15 protein-coding genes are annotated in these 17172 nt (G+C 65.6%); 14 read left to right on the plus strand and 1 reads right to left on the minus strand.

The window, feature by feature from the left end; genetic code table 11:
- Positions 1–35: 35 nt before the first annotated feature.
- The 14 genes from TZ00_RS20405 (at position 36) to TZ00_RS10695 (ending at position 16500) form a co-directional block, all read left to right on the plus strand.
- Positions 36–740, plus strand: coding sequence for a MarR family transcriptional regulator (locus TZ00_RS20405; RefSeq protein ID WP_238579656.1), 705 nt, complete (start codon positions 36–38; stop codon positions 738–740).
- A complete protein-coding gene (locus TZ00_RS20410) occupies positions 665–1270 on the plus strand; it encodes an ROK family protein (protein ID WP_238579671.1) in 606 nt (201 codons plus the stop codon). Before TZ00_RS20405 ends, TZ00_RS20410 begins: the two co-directional genes overlap by 76 nt.
- A 52-nt stretch (positions 1271–1322) precedes the next feature.
- Complete coding sequence (locus TZ00_RS10640; protein WP_044441624.1) at positions 1323–2519, plus strand: ROK family protein; 1197 nt, start codon at positions 1323–1325, stop codon at positions 2517–2519.
- 86 nt (positions 2520–2605) lie between these two features.
- On the plus strand, positions 2606–3727 hold the full coding sequence (locus TZ00_RS10645; protein WP_044441926.1) for a glycerate kinase: 1122 nt from the start codon (positions 2606–2608) through the stop codon (positions 3725–3727).
- Between the two features lie 114 nt (positions 3728–3841).
- A complete protein-coding gene (locus tag TZ00_RS10650) occupies positions 3842–5083 on the plus strand; it encodes a multidrug effflux MFS transporter (RefSeq protein ID WP_238579657.1) in 1242 nt (413 codons plus the stop codon).
- Positions 5084–5129: 46 nt separating this feature from the next.
- Positions 5130–5831 (plus strand): phosphatase PAP2 family protein, encoded by a 702-nt coding sequence (locus TZ00_RS10655; RefSeq protein ID WP_238579658.1) that lies wholly within the window; start codon positions 5130–5132, stop codon positions 5829–5831.
- Positions 5832–5863: 32 nt separating this feature from the next.
- Positions 5864–6874: a LacI family DNA-binding transcriptional regulator gene (locus TZ00_RS10660; protein ID WP_044441625.1), complete on the plus strand. Its 1011-nt coding sequence runs from the start codon at positions 5864–5866 to the stop codon at positions 6872–6874.
- Positions 6875–7243: 369 nt separating this feature from the next.
- Complete coding sequence (locus tag TZ00_RS10665) at positions 7244–8608, plus strand: ABC transporter substrate-binding protein (protein WP_044441626.1); 1365 nt, start codon at positions 7244–7246, stop codon at positions 8606–8608.
- Positions 8609–8711: 103 nt separating this feature from the next.
- On the plus strand, positions 8712–9632 hold the full coding sequence (locus tag TZ00_RS10670; protein WP_044441627.1) for a carbohydrate ABC transporter permease: 921 nt from the start codon (positions 8712–8714) through the stop codon (positions 9630–9632).
- Positions 9629–10510 carry a carbohydrate ABC transporter permease gene (locus TZ00_RS10675; RefSeq protein ID WP_044441629.1) on the plus strand — a complete coding sequence of 294 codons (882 nt, stop codon included), beginning with the start codon at positions 9629–9631 and terminating at the stop codon, positions 10508–10510. The genes TZ00_RS10670 and TZ00_RS10675 overlap by 4 nt, the downstream gene beginning before the upstream one ends.
- Before the next feature lie 54 nt (positions 10511–10564).
- On the plus strand, positions 10565–12076 hold the full coding sequence (gene arfA, locus TZ00_RS10680) for an arabinosylfuranosidase ArfA (protein ID WP_044441631.1): 1512 nt from the start codon (positions 10565–10567) through the stop codon (positions 12074–12076).
- A gap of 9 nt (positions 12077–12085) precedes the next feature.
- The gene (locus TZ00_RS10685) at positions 12086–13372 is read left to right on the plus strand and encodes a saccharopine dehydrogenase family protein (RefSeq protein ID WP_044441633.1); all 1287 of its coding nucleotides are present in this window, start codon (positions 12086–12088) and stop codon (positions 13370–13372) included.
- Positions 13369–14481 (plus strand): o-succinylbenzoate synthase, encoded by a 1113-nt coding sequence (gene menC / locus TZ00_RS10690; RefSeq protein ID WP_044441634.1) that lies wholly within the window; start codon positions 13369–13371, stop codon positions 14479–14481. Before TZ00_RS10685 ends, menC begins: the two co-directional genes overlap by 4 nt.
- 183 nt (positions 14482–14664) lie before the next feature.
- A complete protein-coding gene (locus tag TZ00_RS10695; RefSeq protein WP_044441636.1) occupies positions 14665–16500 on the plus strand; it encodes a helicase HerA-like domain-containing protein in 1836 nt (611 codons plus the stop codon).
- Positions 16501–16525: 25 nt separating this feature from the next.
- On the opposite strand, the gene TZ00_RS10700 is transcribed toward TZ00_RS10695, so the two are convergent.
- Complete coding sequence (locus tag TZ00_RS10700) at positions 16526–17152, minus strand: hypothetical protein (RefSeq protein ID WP_052521487.1); 627 nt, start codon at positions 17150–17152, stop codon at positions 16526–16528.
- Positions 17153–17172: the final 20 nt, after the last annotated feature.

The raw sequence follows: 17172 nt of genomic DNA on the forward strand, positions 1-17172 counted from the left end.
TGCATATCGAGACGACGAAGGGAGAGTGAGGTCGATTGAGCACGGCATCACTCACCCTCGGTAGCAGGGGAGGCTCGAGCAACGACCAGCTCCGGCGATACAACCTGTCGATGGTCATGACGCTCATCCATCACTCGGGCGGCTGCTCGAGAGCCGAGATCACCCGACGCATGGGGCTGAACCGTTCCACCGTCGGCGCTCTGGTGGCTGAACTCGTCGAGCTCGGGCTCGCCTTCGAGGGCGAGCCCGAGTCGGTCTCGGGCCGGGTCGGCCGCCCCAGCGTGCAGGTGTTTCCGAACCCCGCCATCGTGGCGCTCGCCGTCTATCCCGATGTCGATGCGATCACGGTCTGCATCGTGGGGCTCGGCGGTGAGGTGATCCGTCGCATCCGATACGACACCGTGCGGGTGCCGACGGTGCACGAAACGGTCAACGTCGTCAAGGCCATCGTCGACGGCATGCGCGGCGAGATCGAATCGAGCTTCAGAGTCGCCGGTGTGGGCATAGCTGTTCCTGGTCTGGTGAACTCGAAAGATGGGCGGGTGCTGATCGCCCCCCCATCTCGGATGGCGCGACGCCTCTCTGGCCGCTGCGCTCGCCAAGGCGCTCGACTACCCCGGTGTTCGCCGGCAACGATGCGAGCCTGGGCGCCATTGCCGAGAGCCTGTTCGGCATCGCGCGGGGCATGGACGATCTCGTCTACCTCAACGGCAGCGCGAGCGGCATCGGCGGAGGGCTGATCATCGGTGGCTCGCCGCTGCGCGGAACGAGCGGATATGCGGGAGAGCTAGGTCACACCCTCGTGAACAACATGGGCTCGCGCTGCCACTGCGGTCGCACCGGGTGCCTCGAGACCGAGGTGAGCCTTAGCCGGCTGCTCGCCGTGCTCAAGCTTCCTCGCGCCGATCAGGACGAGCTCGAGATCGCGCTCGGGGTCTCTCGGGATCCGAAGGTCATGCGCGAGGTGCAACGGCAGATCGACATGCTCTCCGAGGCCATCTCGAACTTCGTGAACATGTTCGACCCCGAGATCGTGATCCTGGGCGGTTTCCTCGCCTCGCTGCTCAGCGTAGGGCGCGAAAGACTGGCGGATGCCGTTCGCTTGCGTTCCATGAGCAGCATGGGTCACAGCGTGGTCATCGAGAAAGCCAGTCTGCGCTCGCGCATCATCATGGTCGGAGCCGCCGAACTCGCGTTTTCTGGCCTGCTCGACGATCCCGCCGGTTTCGCGCGGGGCGCCACCGGGCGGGCGGGCCAGTCTCGCGCGTGAGCCAGAATAGACGAGACGGCAGCGCCGAGCGGCGGTCGACGAAGGGGAGCACGTGAGCGTCGAGCAGCCCGCCCCTCTCAGCCGGGTCGGCAACAGCAACGATCAGGCGCGGCGGCACAATCTCTCGACCGTGCTCACGCTGCTTCACCACGGCGGGTCGCGCACGCGGGCCGAGCTGACCCGCGCCACGGCGCTGAACCGCTCCACCATCGCCGCGCTGGTGGGCGAGCTCGGCGAACTCGGCCTGGTCTACGAGACCCAGCAGACCGACCCGGGTACGGTCGGCAGGCCCAGCCCTTTTGTTCATCTCACCGACCGCCTTCTCGCGGTCGCGGTCAACCCCGACCTCGATGCCGTCACCATCGGTCTCGTGCAATTGGGTGGCAGGGTGCTCACGCGCGTTCGCCACGAGACGACGCGGGCGCCGGGCATCGAGGAGACGGTCGCGATCGTGCAGCGCGAGGTCGCGGGCCTTATTGCCGGCCTCGCAGACGATCAGCGCATCGCGGGGTTGGGCATCGCGGTGCCCGGCCTGGTGCGCAGCTCCGACGGCGTCGTCACCCTGGCCCCTCACCTTCTCTGGAATGACCAGCCCCTGGCCGAGCCGATCGCCGAAACACTCGGCATCCCGGCCTTTGCAGCGAATGACGCCCAGCTCGGCCTTGTGGCGGAGAGCCTGTTCGGAGCGGGGCGCGGTGTCGAGGACATCGTCTATCTCAACGGCTCGACCTCCGGCATCGGCGGAAGTGTTCTGGTGGCGGGGAACGCCTTGCGCGGCGCTCAGGGCTACGCGGGCGAGCTCGGTCACACGCTCGTGAACAGTGACGGGGTCACCTGCTTCTGCGGCAAGAGCGGATGCCTCGAGACCGAGGTGAATCTGGCAAGGCTCCTCGAGGTGCTCGGCACCGCGCCGGTCGACGGCGACGAGTTCGACCGCATGCTGGTGGCCGCGGCCGACGACACTGTGCGCCACGAGATCGACCGCCAGCTCGATGTGCTCGGCACGGCGCTCGGAAACTTCGTGTCGATATTCAATCCCTCGTCGATCATTCTCGGCGGATTCCTCGGATCGCTGTACGCGGCGAATCCCGAGCGGTTGCAGGCGGGGATCCGCCGCGCATCGTTCGGCTCACTCGGCGACGACGTCACGGTCGAGCGTGCCCAGCTGCGCACACGGCTCCTGATGGTCGGAGCCGCTGAACTCGCCTTCGCCCCCGTGCTCGCCGACCCCGCCGGTGCGCTCGGGTAGCTGACGTGCGCAGCCTCAGGGCCTCCGTGTCGTAGAGCGACGCGAGCCTTGTCAGGATGCACAACTCACCGACTAACGTGGCGATCATGACTGCGCCGTCGACGATCGTGTTCGCCCCGGACTCATTCAAGGGCTCGGCCATGGCTGGGCAGGCGGCGTCTGCGATGGCGCGCGGCTGGGCATCCGTTCGCCCGACCGACAATCTGGTGCTGAAGCCGATGGCCGACGGTGGCGAGGGAACACTCGACGCGTTCGAGACGGCCGTGCCCGGATCGACGCGAATGCCACTGCGGGTGACGGGCCCTGATGACCGGCCAGTCGACGTGAGCTGGCTCCTGCTTGCCGACGGCACGGGTGTGGTCGAATTGGCGAGCACCAGTGGTCTTACGCTGCTCGGCGAGCTCCGAGCCGACGACGCCCACTCCCATGGATTCGGTCAGGCGATCGTCGCGGCTCTCGATTTCGGTGTGCGCCGCCTCGTGCTCGCAATCGGCGGCAGCTCATCGACCGACGGTGGCGCGGGCGTTCTCGACGAGCTCGGCGCCCGGTTTCTGGATGCCGCGGGCCGCCCGGTGCGGGCCGGTAATCGCGGGCTGCGCGACCTCGCGGTTGCCGAGTTTCACACGTTGAGGCCGCTGCCGCCCGACGGTGTCGAGGTGCTGTGCGACGTGACGAACCCGCTGCTTGGCGCGAGCGGTGCGGCGGCGGTGTACGGGCCACAGAAAGGTGCGGTGACCGCCGAGGCAGTGAACCTGCTCGATGGTGGCCTGGCGACCTTCGCCCGTGTGGTGGGGCGTGACGCGCTCCGCGCGCGCCGGGATGCCGACCCCACGCATCCGGGTGCCGGCGCGGCCGGCGGAGTGGGCTTCGGTCTCTTGGTGTGGGGTGCGCGGCTTGTGCCGGGGTCGACGGGCGTGGCCGAGATGAGCGGACTGCCGGCGGCGATTGCCTCGTGCGACGCCGTCGTCACCGGCGAAGGCAGCTTCGACTCCCAATCGGCGGCTGGCAAAGCGGTCTCGGCCGTGCTCGCGGCGGCAGCCCCGAATGCGACGAGGGTCAGTCTCATTGCAGGTCGCATCTCGGCGCCCACTGAGCAGTTCGCCGACGCGGTCTCGCTCTCTCTGCTCGCGGGCTCCGCGCAGAAGGCTCAGGCAGAGGTGGGGCATTGGCTCGAGGCTGCCGGCGCGACCTTGGCCGGGCGCTTCTAACGGCGCTCAGGAGTCGATCTGAGAAGGATCAAAGACGAACCCGGATCGGAAGTCGAATCGATTCGGTAAGGTGGTTTCCATTCGTCTACTGCACTGCTGTGCGCAAGGAAATCTGTGACCACCGACTCCATCACCGTCGTCCACCCGGGCGACTCCCTGTCTCGCCGTCAGCGCCTCGTCTATGTTCTGCTGCTCGGTGGTCTGACGGCCTTGGGGCCGCTCACGATCGACCTCTACCTGCCGGCATTCCCGATTCTCGAGCAAGACCTCGGGGTGTCGGCGGGAGCGATCCAGCTGACCCTCACCGGCACCACGATCGGATTCGCTCTCGGCCAGCTGGTCGTCGGCCCGTGGAGTGACAAAGTCGGGCGGCGGCTTCCGCTGATCCTCGCGACCCTGGTGCACATTGCGGCCTGCATCGGGGCGGCTGTGTCTCCGGAGATCGTGACGCTCGGAATCTTCCGCGTTCTGCAGGGTGCGGGTGCCGCGGCCGGCGGAGTGGTCGCGATGGCGATGGTGCGCGACCTGTTCGGTGGTCGCCCGCTGGTGCGCATGCTCTCGCGTCTTGCCCTGATCACAACCCTGGCGCCCCTGCTTGCCCCGCTCATCGGGTCGCAGATGCTGCGCTTCACTGACTGGCGGGGAATCTTCTGGGCGCTGGCCATCTACGGGGTGCTCGTGGTGGTCGCCGTCTGGCTCTGGATCGTCGAGACCCTGCCCAAGGAGCGCCCGCGCGACGACGGCCACTCCACCTTGCGCCAGCGCTACCGATCGGTGCTTACCGATCGCATCTTCATCGGTGTGGCGCTGATCGGCGGAATGACCTTCGCCGGACTCTTCACCTACCTCTCGGCCTCGTCGTTCCTGTTTCAGCTCGTCTACGAGCTCGACCCTCAGCAGTACGGGCTGCTCTTCGCCGTCAACTCGATCGGCATCGCCGCGGGCACGCAGGTGTCGGCACGGCTCACGAAATACGTGGCTCCGCAGTGGATTCTGGCGGGCACGACCGCGATGATGCTTCTCTGCGCCGTAGCCATCGTTGTGCTCGATTCGGCCGGGGCCGGCCTGATCGGCATTCTGATTCCGCTCTGGTTCTTCATCGCTTCCTGCGGCTTCGGATTTCCGTGCGTACAGGTGCTCGCGCTCGACCGGCACGGCAAGGAGGCCGGCACCGCCGCGTCTCTTCTGGGCGCCGTCAACTTCGGCCTCGCGGGGCTCATCTCTCCGGTCGTCGGGTTCCTCGGCATCACCAGCGCTGTGCCGATGGGGGCGGTCATGGCGGTGACCGCAGCTGTCGCAGTGGTGTCGCTGTGGCTGATCGTGCGCCCGTCGACCGTGCCCGCGATCGGGCAGTGATCGCAAGCCCTGCGCGCGTTTTCGGCGAAGCCGGTACGGTCGGGGGATGATGACCGACCCATCAGGCGAGACAACGCAGAGCGTAGACCAGAAGACCCGCAGGGTGCAGCGCTTCTGGCCTCTGATCAGCGGGTTCGCCGTTCTGGTCGTGGCGGTGCTGATCGGCGCGGTCGTTATGCTGCGTGGCGCCGGCAACCCGCTCGGCCTCGATACCGAGTGGATGGACGAGATCCTCGAACACCGCTCGCCGTTCTGGGAGATTCCCTCGCTGGCGATGAACTACCTCGGGGGCGGCGTCATCGGTGTGTTCATCGTTCCGATCGCGGTCATCGTGGCTCTCTGCCTGTTCCGCAGGTTCTGGGCCGCGCTCTATTTCGCGGCCGCGACGATTCTGTCTGCCGGCCTCGTGCAGTTGCTGAAGGGCATCTTCGGCCGGGCCAGGCCAGAGGAGATTCTGGTGCACGCCGACTTCGGGTCGTTCCCGTCCGGGCACGTCGCCAACGCCACGACGATGGCCGTGGTGCTGGCCATCATCCTGCGCCGCAGCTGGATCTGGGTCGTCGGCATCGTCTACGTGATCCTGATGATGCTGAGCCGCACCTATCTCGGAGCGCACTGGCTCAGCGACACGGTCGGCGGTCTGCTTCTCGGGGTCGGTGTCGCCGTGATCGTGTGGGCCCCGATCGCGAATCGGCTGTACCGAGAGAACGAGCGTCGACACAGTTCCGTCTTCGCCCGCGGGCGATAGGGAGAGTTTCTCCAACGTTGTAGTCTCAACCCGTGGCCATAACACTGCACGACGTAGCCCGACTCGCGGGCGTGTCGATCAAGACCGTGTCGAACGTCATCAACGACTACCCGCACGTCAGGCCGGCCACGAGAACGAAGGTCGAGGCCGCGATCGACGAACTCGGCTACCAGCCCAATCTCTCGGCGCGCAGCCTGCGCTCGGGTCGCTCCGGGGTCATCAGTCTGCTCATCCCCGACCTGCGCAACGCCTACTTCGCCGAACTGGCCGACGCGGTCATGCGGGCAGCTCAGGCCAAGGGGCTGTCGGTGATCATCGAGCAGATGCCCGGCGGCAAGAAGGAGGAGCTCGAGATTCTGCGCGGCCCCCGCATGCAGCTCGTCGACGGAATCCTCTACAGCGTTCTCGCGCTCGGCCAGGAGGACGCCCACCACCTCGACGGCACGATGCCGATGGTGCTGCTCGGCGACCGCATCTTCAATGGCCCGAAAGACCACGTGACCATGGAGAACACGGCCGGCGCCAAGGCGGCGACCGATCATCTGCTGTCGCTCGGGCGGAGGCGTATCGCCGCGCTCGGCGCGCATCCGGGCGAGGTCGTCGGATCGGCCGGGCTGCGGCTGGTGGGGTACCGTGACGCGCTCGCGGAATACGGAGTGGAATATGACGCCTCTCTCGTGATTCCTTCCATGAGCTGGCATCGGCAAGACGGTGCCGATGCGATGCGCACTTTTCTCGCCGAGGGCGTGCCGTTCGACGGCCTTGTGGCCTTCAACGACTCCATGGCCCTGGGGGCAATGCGTGTGATGCAGGAGGCCGGGCTGCGGATTCCGAACGACGTCGCCGTGATCGGCTTCGACGACATCGATGAGACCCGCTACTCGATCCCGTCGCTGTCGACGATCGATCCGTCGAAAGACCAGATCGCCGAGACCGCGGTCGACCTGCTTCTCGCGCGCATCGAGCACCCCGATTCGGATGCTCCCGCGCGCGATCTCGCGACCGAGTTCCGGGTTGTGCAACGCGAGTCGAGCACTATCTGAATGCTGGCCGAGCGCACAATGCGTGGTGCTGGGTCGGCCGACCGACGCGTTCGATGTCGATTGGTCGAGCGATCGGAATCGTTACTTGACACACATCGGGGCGCAGTGCAGAATCACTTTTACAACGTTTACTTTACAACGTTGTAATTGACAGAAATTCGACTTGGCTGCACCTGCCATGATCGATTGCTCGAATCAAGGAGGATTCGTTGATGGTCACATGCCGCACTCCGTGGGCAGGCGCTCTCGCCGAACACTCTCACCCTTCTCCCGCCTCGGCGCACGCATCGCTGCGCTAGGGAGACGACGTACCCCACCGAACTCGCGACAGCACCGTCGCGGTTCTTCTTTCGAAGGGAACCATTCACAGTGAAGACCACATCACTTCTGGCCGTGGTGAGCGCTGGCGCTCTCCTGGTCACTCTCGCCGGCTGCTCGCCCGATGTCAGCGCCGGCACGAGCACCGACTCCGCCGGCGGAGACGCAGGCTCGTGCAGCAACACGATCGTCAACAAAGACGCCCCTCAGGTATCCGTCTGGGCCTGGTATCCGAACATCAACACGGTCGTGGACATGTTCAACAAGTCGCACGACGACGTGCAGGTCTGCTGGTCGAACGCCGGCCAGGGCGCCGACGAATACGCCAAGTTCTCCACGGCGATCGCCGCGGGCACGGGTGCTCCCGACGTCGTCATGCTGGAGGCCGAGGTCGTTCCCGGATTCATCCTGCAGGATGCCCTCGTCGACCTGAGCGAGCACGGCGCCGACGACGTAAAGGCGAACTTCAGCGCCGGTGCGTGGAAAGACGTCTCGAGCGGCGACTCGGTCTACGCCATTCCGGTCGACGGTGGCCCCATGGCCATGATCTATCGCGCCGACATCTTTGCGAAGTACGGCATCGCCATTCCTAAAACGTGGGACGAGTACGCCGCTGCGGCGCAGCAGTTGAAAGACGCGGGCGGCCCGTTCATGGGTGACTTCGGCAGCAACGTGCCCGCCTGGTTCACGGCACTGATGACCCAGAACGGCCAGACCGCCTGGGACTACGACTCCTCCGACCCGCAGAAGATCGGCATCGATCTCAATGACGCGGGCAGCAAGAAGGTCGCCGACTACTGGCAGGACCTCGTCAAAAAGGGCCTCGTCGACACAAAGGACCAGTTCAACACCGACTACATCGGCGGTCTGACCAACGGCTCCTACGCCACCTATGTCTCCGCAGCGTGGGCTCCCGGATACCTGACCGGAGCTGGAGCCGGAGCTACAGGAGATGGCGCCGAATGGCAGGCGGCCCCGCTTCCTCAGTGGGATCCGGCAAACCCCGTCTCCGTGAACTGGGGCGGATCCACGTTCGCGGTCACCACCCAGGCCAAGGACAAAGATCTGGCGGCGACCGTCGCCAAGGAGCTGTACGCATCCGACGAGGAGCTGCAGGACGGCGTCGACACCCAGACGATCTTCCCGCTCAACCAGAAGATGCTCGCCTCCGACGCGTTCGCCGACACCCCCGTCAAATTCTTCAACGGACAGACCGCGAACAAAGACGTATACATCCCGGCGGAGAACGCGTACAAGGGCTACACCTACAGCCCGTTCACCACGTACTACTACTCGGAGCTGACGAAGTCGATGGTCTCGATCATCGATGGCAGCAAGTCCGGATCGGAGTCGCTCGATGATCTGCAGAAGACTATGACCGACTACGCCAAGGCGCAGGGCTTCACGGTCAAGTAAGCGCCGCTTCACCCCTTCGACAGGCTCAGGGAACGACACCGTTCCCTGAGCCTGTCGAAGGGCACAACGCCCGAGACCTCACCCAGTCGATCGAAGGACTGTCATGACCAACCCCGCCGCCGTGCTGAGAGCACCGTCCCGGCGCCGCAACCTGCGTCGCCCCTGGATAGGCTGGCTCTTCATCGCTCCCTTCGGAGTGATCTTCCTCGTCTTCCTCGTAGCGCCCCTGGTCTACGCGTTCTACCTCAGCCTCTTCTCGAAGGGTCTCGCCACCGGCACGACCTTCTCCGGGGCCGGCAACTACGTCAAAGCCTTCACCGATCCCGAGTTCCTCTCCGGCATCTGGTTCGTCATCAGGTTCGCCGTCATTCTCATTCCCATTCAGATGGCCGTCTCGCTTGCGGCAGCACTCGTGCTCGACGCGCTGACCACCCGGCTCTCACGCTTCGCCAGGCTCGCCATCTTCGTGCCCTACGCCATCCCGGCCGTCGTCGGCACGCTCATGTGGGGCTTTCTCTACAGCCCCACCTTCGGCCCGCTCACCGGTCTTTTCAAGGTCGTCAATCAGAGTGCTCCCGAGATTCTGAGCTCGGGCAACATCTTCGGCGGGCTTCTGAACATCGTCGTATGGCAGTGGGCTGGCTACTACATGATCATCATCTACGCGGCGCTCCGAGGAATCGACCCCAGCCTCTACGAGGCCGCGCGCATCGACGGAGCCACGCCCCGCCAGATCGCTCTCCGCATCAAGGTGCCCATGATCTCGAGCGCGATGGTGCTCATCCTGGTCTTCGCGCTCATCGGAACGCTGCAGTTCTTCACGGAGCCACAGGTGCTGAGGCCGATCTCGAACGGCTCGATCACGTCGAGCTTCACCCCCAACATCTACGCGTTCGACCTCGCATTCCGCTTCTCGCAGTTCAACTACGCATCGACCATCTCGTTCTCGCTCGGCATCGTGGTCTTCATCGCGGTGTACATCTTCTTATTCGCCAGCCGCAAGCGCCGGGGAGGACTGTCATGACGACCATCACCAGAGTTCCCGCCGCCAAGAATAAGCCGAACATCACGGCGCACGTGTTTCTCGTAGCCCTGATCATCTACTTCCTGCTGCCGCTGTGGTGGTTGTTCGTGGCCAGCACGAAAGACCCACAAGGGCTCTTCACGGGCACCGGCGGCGCGTTGTGGTTCGACAAGAACTTCAACCTGCTGGCGAACATCCAGGAGCTCATCACCTACAAGGGCGGCATCTACTTCCGTTGGCTGGGCAATTCGGCCCTGTACTCGCTCTTGGGTGGGGTGGGCGCCACGGTGCTGGCTGTGCTGGCCGGTTACGGCTTCGCCAAGTTCCCGTTCAAGGGGCGGGACTTCTCGTTCGCCGTGCTGCTCGGCTCAGTGATGGTGCCGCTCACCGCGCTGGTCATCCCGACGTTTATGCTGATGTCTCAGCTGCACCTCACGAACACCATCTGGGCGGTGATCCTTCCGTCGCTGCTCAGCCCGTTCGGCGTCTACTTGATGCGGGTCTACGCCGCCGACGCCGTTCCCGACGAGCTGCTCGACGCGGCGCGGGTCGATGGATCAGGGGAGCTGCGCACCTTCTTCACGGTGGCGCTTCCCCTGATGCGGCCGGCCGTCGTGACCGTGTTACTGCTCTCGGTGGTCGGAACGTGGAACAACTACTTCCTGCCGCTCGCCGTGCTCAGCGACCAGAATCTCTACCCCGTGACCGTCGGGCTGGGCGGATGGCAGGCGCTCGCGGCATCCAACAACGGCGGCGGAACGTCGCTCTACACGCTCATCGTGGTCGGGTCCCTCATCTCGATCATTCCACTCGTCATCGCGTTCCTCTCGTTGCAGAAGTACTGGCAGGGCGGTCTCTCGCTCGGCGCCCTCAAGTAGTCCCGCTCGAAAAGCACCCCTCACCTCACTCACCCCTGAATCCTGGAGACACCCATGGTCACCGCACGCCTCACCCTCGATCCACACTTCGCCGTCGGTGCGATCAACCGCCGCATCTTCGGCTCGTTCGTCGAACACCTCGGACGCTGCGTCTACGACGGCATCTACGAGCCGGGGCACCCCACGGCCGATGCCGAGGGCTTCCGGGGCGACGTCATCGACCTCGTGAAAGAGCTCGGAACCACCACCATCCGCTACCCGGGCGGCAACTTCGTTTCCGGGTTCAAGTGGGAGGACAGCGTCGGTCCGCGTGAAGACCGGCCGCGCCGACTCGATCTCGCCTGGCACTCGACCGAAACGAACGAGATCGGCCTGCATGAGTTCTCGTCGTGGCTGAAGAAGGTCGACAGCGAGCTGATGCTGGCGATCAACCTGGGCACGCGCGGCGTCGAAGAGGCGCTCGATCTGGTCGAGTACACGAACATCCGCTCGGGCTCGACGCTGAGCGACCAGCGCATCGCCAACGGTCAGGTCGAGCCGTTCGGCGTCACCATGTGGTGCCTCGGCAATGAGATGGATGGCCCGTGGCAGCTCGGCCATCGCAATGCGGAGGACTATGGCAAGATCGCGAGCCAGACGGCGAAGGCCCTGCGCCAGCTCGACGAACGGCTCGAGCTCGTTGTCTGCGGATCGTCGGGCGCACAGATGCCCACCTTCGGATCGTGGGAGCGCACCGTGCTGCAGCACACGTATGACGACGTCGACTACATCTCGTGCCACGCCTACTACGAGGAGCGCGGGGGAGACCTCACGAGCTTCCTCGCCTCTGGCGTCAACATGGATCACTTCATCGAGTCGGTCGTCGCGACCGCCGACAGTGTGAAGGCCGAGCTGGGCTCGTCGAAGCAGATCAACATCTCGTTCGACGAGTGGAACGTCTGGTATATCGACCGCTACCAGCAGGTCGACAGGATCACCGATGTCGAGGAGTGGCCTGTCGCTCCGCGCCTGCTCGAAGACGTGTACTCCGTGGCCGACGCCGTTGTATTCGGCAGCCTGCTCATCTCGCTGCTGAAGCATGCTGATCGCGTGCAGTCGGCCTCGCTCGCCCAGCTCGTCAACGTGATCGCTCCCATCATGACGGAGCCTGGAGGAGATTCGTGGCGTCAGACCACCTTCTTCCCCTTCGCCGTCACCTCTCGCCTGGCCCGGGGCACGGTTCTCGAGGTGCGGCTCGAGAGTGACACACACGACACCAAGGAGTACGGCACCGTTGCCACCGTCGATGCCGTCGCCACCGTCGATGTCGAAGTCGGCACCGCCGCGGTGTTCCTCGTGAACCGCAGCCAGAGCGAGGAGGCGACCGTCACGATCAACATCTCCGCGCTGGGTGATCTGGGGCTCATCGAGGCGTCGACTCTTGCCGACGACGACGTCTACGCGGCGAACACCTTCGCCGATCAGAACAGGGTCGGGCTCAGCCCGAACACGACTGCGACCCTGACAGACGGTCTCGTCACGATCACTCTGCCCCCGGTCTCGTGGAGCGCGGTGAGCCTGGGGTAGCGTTCACCCATGAGAATTCTCCTGGTCGGTGCCGGCGGTGTCGGCGATGCCATTGCCAAGATCGCAGCGCGGCGGTCGTTCTACGAGCAGATCGTGGTCACCGACTACGACATCTCGAGGGCGCAGCGCACCGTCGATTGGATCGCCTCGAAGCACGGCAGCGAGGTCGCCGGCCGATTCGCTGTCGACGCGATCGACGCATCCGACCCCGACAACGTCGCCGACGTCGCCAGGCGACACGGTGCCAGCCATGTGATGAACGCCGTCGAGCCCAAGTTCGTGCCCACGATCTTCTCGGGCGCGCTCGCCGCAGGCGCCGACTACCTCGACATGGCCATGAGCCTGTCGGAGCCGCACCCCACCGACCCGCACTCGGCGACCGGGGTGAAGCTCGGAGACGACCAATTCGCGCAGGCTGCCGACTGGGAGACAGCGGGGCGCCTCGCGCTCGTGGGCATGGGGGTGGAGCCCGGCCTCAGCGACGTGTTCGCGCGCTACGCCGCCGACCACCTCTTCTCGGAGATCGACGAGCTCGGCACCCGCGATGGCGCCAACCTCGTGGTACGCGACGAGGCCGGCAACGAGATCTTCGCGCCGTCGTTCTCGATCTGGACGACGATCGAGGAGTGCCTCAACCCTCCGGTGATCTGGGAGAAGGAGCGCGGCTGGTTCACCACGCCGCCGTTCTCGGAGCCCGAGGTCTTCACCTTCCCCGAGGGCATCGGCGACGTCGAATGCGTCAACGTCGAGCATGAAGAGGTTCTGCTCATGCCTCGTTGGGTCGACGCCAAGCGGGTGACCTTCAAGTACGGACTCGGCAACGAGTTCATCGGAATTCTCAAGACCCTGCACCAGCTCGGCCTCGACTCCACGGTGCCCGTGCGGGTGCGTTCGGCGAACGGCCCCGTCGAGGTCGCCCCCCGAGACGTGGTCGCTGCCGGGCTTCCTGATCCGGCCACCCTCGGTCCCCGCATGTCGGGCAAGACCTGCGCGGGCCTGTGGGTCACGGGCACAGGCGTCGACGGGCGCCCGCGGGAGGTCTACCTCTACCACGTCAGCGACAACGAGTGGACGATGCGCGAGTACGAGGCCCAGTGCGTGGTCTGGCAGACCGCCTTGAACCCAGTGATCGCGCTCGAGCTGCTCAGCACGGGAGCCTGGTCTGGCGTCGGTGTTCTCGGCCCGGAGGCATTCGATGCCCGCGCCTACCTCGAGTTGATGCAGGCTCCTGAGTCCGCGGGCGGCTACGGCCAGGCCTGGGGTCTGGAAGACCGGCTCGTTCCGCTCGTCTCGTGAAGATCGCGCGGATCAGCCTGCACCGCCTCGCGATGCCCCTCGTCAGGCCCTTCGAGACGAGCTTCGGAACGCAGACGGAGCGCGACGTGCTGCTCGTACACGTCGTCACCGCAGACGGCGTCGAGGGCTGGGGCGAGTGCGTGGCGGGGGCCGACCCCGTGTACTCGAGCGAGTACGTCTCGGGCTGCGAGCACGTCATCGAGAACTACCTGGCGCCCGCCGTGCTGGCCGCGCCTGACATCACGGCCGAGACACTGGATGCGCATGTGCGCTTCGTGGTCGGCCACCGCATGGCGAAGGCCGTCGTCGAGGCGGCCGTTCTGGATGCCCAGCTGCGCGCATCCGGAATCTCATTCGGGCGTTACCTCGGCGCCGTGCGCGACGAGGTCGACTGCGGAGTCTCGGTGGGCATCGCTCCGAGCATCGACGAGCTGCTCGACGAGGTCTCCGGCTATGTGTCGGAGGGGTATCGACGCATCAAACTGAAGATCAAACCGGGCTGGGATCTCGAGCCTGTCGGCGCGGTGCGCGCCCTTCTCGGCGACGATGCCCTGCTGCAGGTCGATGCCAACACCGCCTACACCCTCGCCGACATCGACCACCTGCGCGAGCTCGATGCGTTCGGCCTGCTCCTCATCGAGCAGCCCTTCGTCGAGGAGGACATCGCGGGCCACGCCGTGCTCGCCGCCGCCATCGACACCCCCGTATGCCTCGACGAGTCGATCACGTCGGCCGCCGTGGCAAGCGATGCGATCGATCGCGATGCGACATCCATCGTCAACGTGAAACCCGGACGGGTCGGGGGATACCTGGAGTCGGTGCGCATCCACGACGTGTGCCTAGCCCGCGACGTGCCCGTGTGGTGCGGGGGCATGCTCGAGACGGGGGTGGGCAGAGCCGCGAACGTGGCGCTCGCGGCGCTTCCGGGGTTCACTCTGCCGGGAGACACCTCGGCCTCGCGCCGCTACTATGCCGAAGACCTCACGGAGCCCTTCGAACTGGTCGACGGGCGACTGCGCGTTCCCACGGGCCCGGGAACCGGAGTGACCGTGCGGCGGGAGCTCGTGGCGGAGTGGGCGACCCGGCCTCCGCTGCTGCTGCTGCACTGAGTTGCCCCGGTCATGTGGCAGTAATCGACCTATTCTGCGAGTTTTAGGTCGATACGCGACAAGTTTCGAGGCGGTGGCCGCAGTCACTTGGCACAGATCGACCTAGAGTTCGGATTTTGCCTCGATACGTGACAGATGGCAACGGCCTGGGGTGCCGGGCAACCGCCTGGGTAGAGTTTGGTCATGACGAACGCCGACGGTTCCGCCATCGATCCTTACCTCGCGCAGGCCCAAGCGGATGCGAGGGCGGCTCTTGACCGAGCGCAGGCGGCAGCCGAGGCGGCGCAGGCTGCGCTTGCCGAGGCCACGCGTCGGGCGGCGGAAGCCTCCGCGGCGGCCCAGTCTGCGGCGGCCCAGACAGTCGCGGCCCCCGAGCAACCGGCTGCACCCGTCGCATCCGGGCCCCTCAGCGAAGCGGCGGTCGAGGCGGTTCGCGCCGGATACGACTTCGCTGGAGAGGCTCTGCAGATGGGCGCCCTCGTCAACGGTGAGGCGATCGCCGACGTTCAGGTGCGCATCCCGCTTGGCATGATCACGCGTCACGGGCTGGTCGCCGGAGCAACGGGAACGGGCAAAACGAAGACGCTGCAGGGCCTGGCGGAGCAGCTTTCTGCGGCGGGTGTTCCGGTGTTCGCGGCCGACATCAAGGGCGACCTTTCGGGGATCGCCACGGCCGGGGCATCCGGCGACAAACTCGCAGAGCGCACGCGGGGGATCGGGCAGGATTGGACGTCCACCGCGTTTCCCACCGAGTACTTCACCCTCGGAGGTGTCGGCACCGGGGTTCCGATCCGCGCCACGATCACCAGCTTTGGCCCCTTGCTGCTGTCGAAGGTGCTCGGACTCAACGAGACACAGGAGTCCAGTCTCGGGCTGGTGTTTCACTATGCCGACTCGCAGGGACTGCCGCTGATCGACCTCTCCGATCTACGCTCGGTTCTGAGTTATCTGCAGAGCGACGAGGGCAAGGGCGAGCTGAAAGAGCTGGGTGGCCTCTCGCCCGCGACTGTCGGCGTGATTCTGCGCGAACTCATCACCTTCGCCGACCAGGGTGCCGACGTGTTCTTCGGGGAGCCCGAGATCGATACGGCAGAGTTCCTGCGCCTCGCATCCGACGGGCGCGGCATCGTCAGTCTGCTCGAGGTGCCAGGTGTGCAGGACAAGCCGGCCCTGTTCTCGACCTTTCTTATGTGGCTGCTCGCCGACCTCATGAACGACCTGCCCGAGGCCGGAGACCTCGACAAGCCGAAGCTCGTGTTCTTCTTCGATGAGGCCCATTTGCTGTTCTCCGGTGCATCGAAGGACTTCCTCGCGGCCATCACGCAGACCGTTCGTCTCATCCGATCGAAGGGTGTGGGTATCTTCTTCGTCACTCAGATCCCGAAGGATGTGCCGGGGGATGTACTCGCTCAGCTGGGTTCGCGCGTGCAGCATCAGCTTCGGGCTCACACTCCGGACGATGCCAAGGCTCTGCGGCAGACCGTGCAGACCTATCCGGTGAGCGAGTACGACCTGGGCGAAGTGCTGCAGAGCTTGGCTATCGGTGAGGCGATCGTCACTGTGATGAACGAGAAGGGCGCTCCCACTCCTGTTGCGTGGACGCGGATGCGCGCTCCGCAGGGGTCGATGGATCCAACACCGATGGCCGATATAGAGGCCACCGTGCAGGCCTCGCCGCTGCTGGCCCGCTACGGAGTCGCAGTCGACCCGGATTCGGCTAAGGAGATGCTGGCACGCCGTCTGGATGCCGCATCCGCCGCCGCGGCCCAGGCGGAAGCTGCCGAGGCCGCCGCGAAAGAGTCGGCGAAGAGCGAGAAGGAGCGGTTGGCCGCACAGAAGAAGATCGATGCCGAGTACGACCGCCTGGCCAGGCAGAGCCAACCGCGCCGCACGACACGCACCTCGTCGTCTCGCAGAGCATCGAAGACCCCGATCGAACAGGTTCTCGGGTCGCCGGTCGCCAAGACGATTCTCACCGAGGTGATGCGGGGAATCTTCGGCAACGCGCGACGGCGCTGACCCTGCGTTTCGTCGAGGAGTCGGTCTAGCGCACCACGAGGTTCTCGGGTGACATAAGGAGAATGAGCAGAAGCGACAGCGCTGCGATAGTGCCCGCCGACACGGCGACGCCGAGCCACGGCCAGCGCTCGAACCAATAGAGAATCGGCGAATAGTCGCGGCGCAGCTCTGCGCGAGTCAAGGGCTCTTCGATTCGTTTGACGGGAACATCGAACGCTGCGGCCATGGCCTCGATGCTGTCCGTCGACCAGAACTGCCCGCGCATGCGCAGCAGTGCGTCGCCGTTGGTGTCGAGAAGGAACAGCTGCGGGACGGTCTCGAGCGACTGACCGCGATAGGCCGTGATGATCAGCACACTCTCGATGCGCTTGCTTGCGACCCTGTTGCTGGTGAAGAAGCCGCGCTCGGACACGCAGTCGTGGGCAAGGCGGATCGAGACTCGCGAGAGAAGGAACGAGGCGGCCGCGTAGACGGCGCTTACGACGAGAAGGGCGACGAAGACCCGGGGCCACGTTCCGCGTGGGATCGAGAACCAGAAGACGGCGGCGAAAACGGGAATGAGGAGGGCCGCCGTGACGAGACGGGTCTGCCCGTGCAGCTGGGCGATCGGGCGAAGGATGCGGTCAGTGCGCGAGAGGGGATTCTGTATCACCGCGACCTCGATCCTTCGAT

This window comes from Agreia bicolorata (assembly GCF_000938265.1).
In the GTDB taxonomy this organism is placed as follows: Bacteria; Actinomycetota; Actinomycetes; order Actinomycetales; family Microbacteriaceae; genus Agreia; species Agreia bicolorata.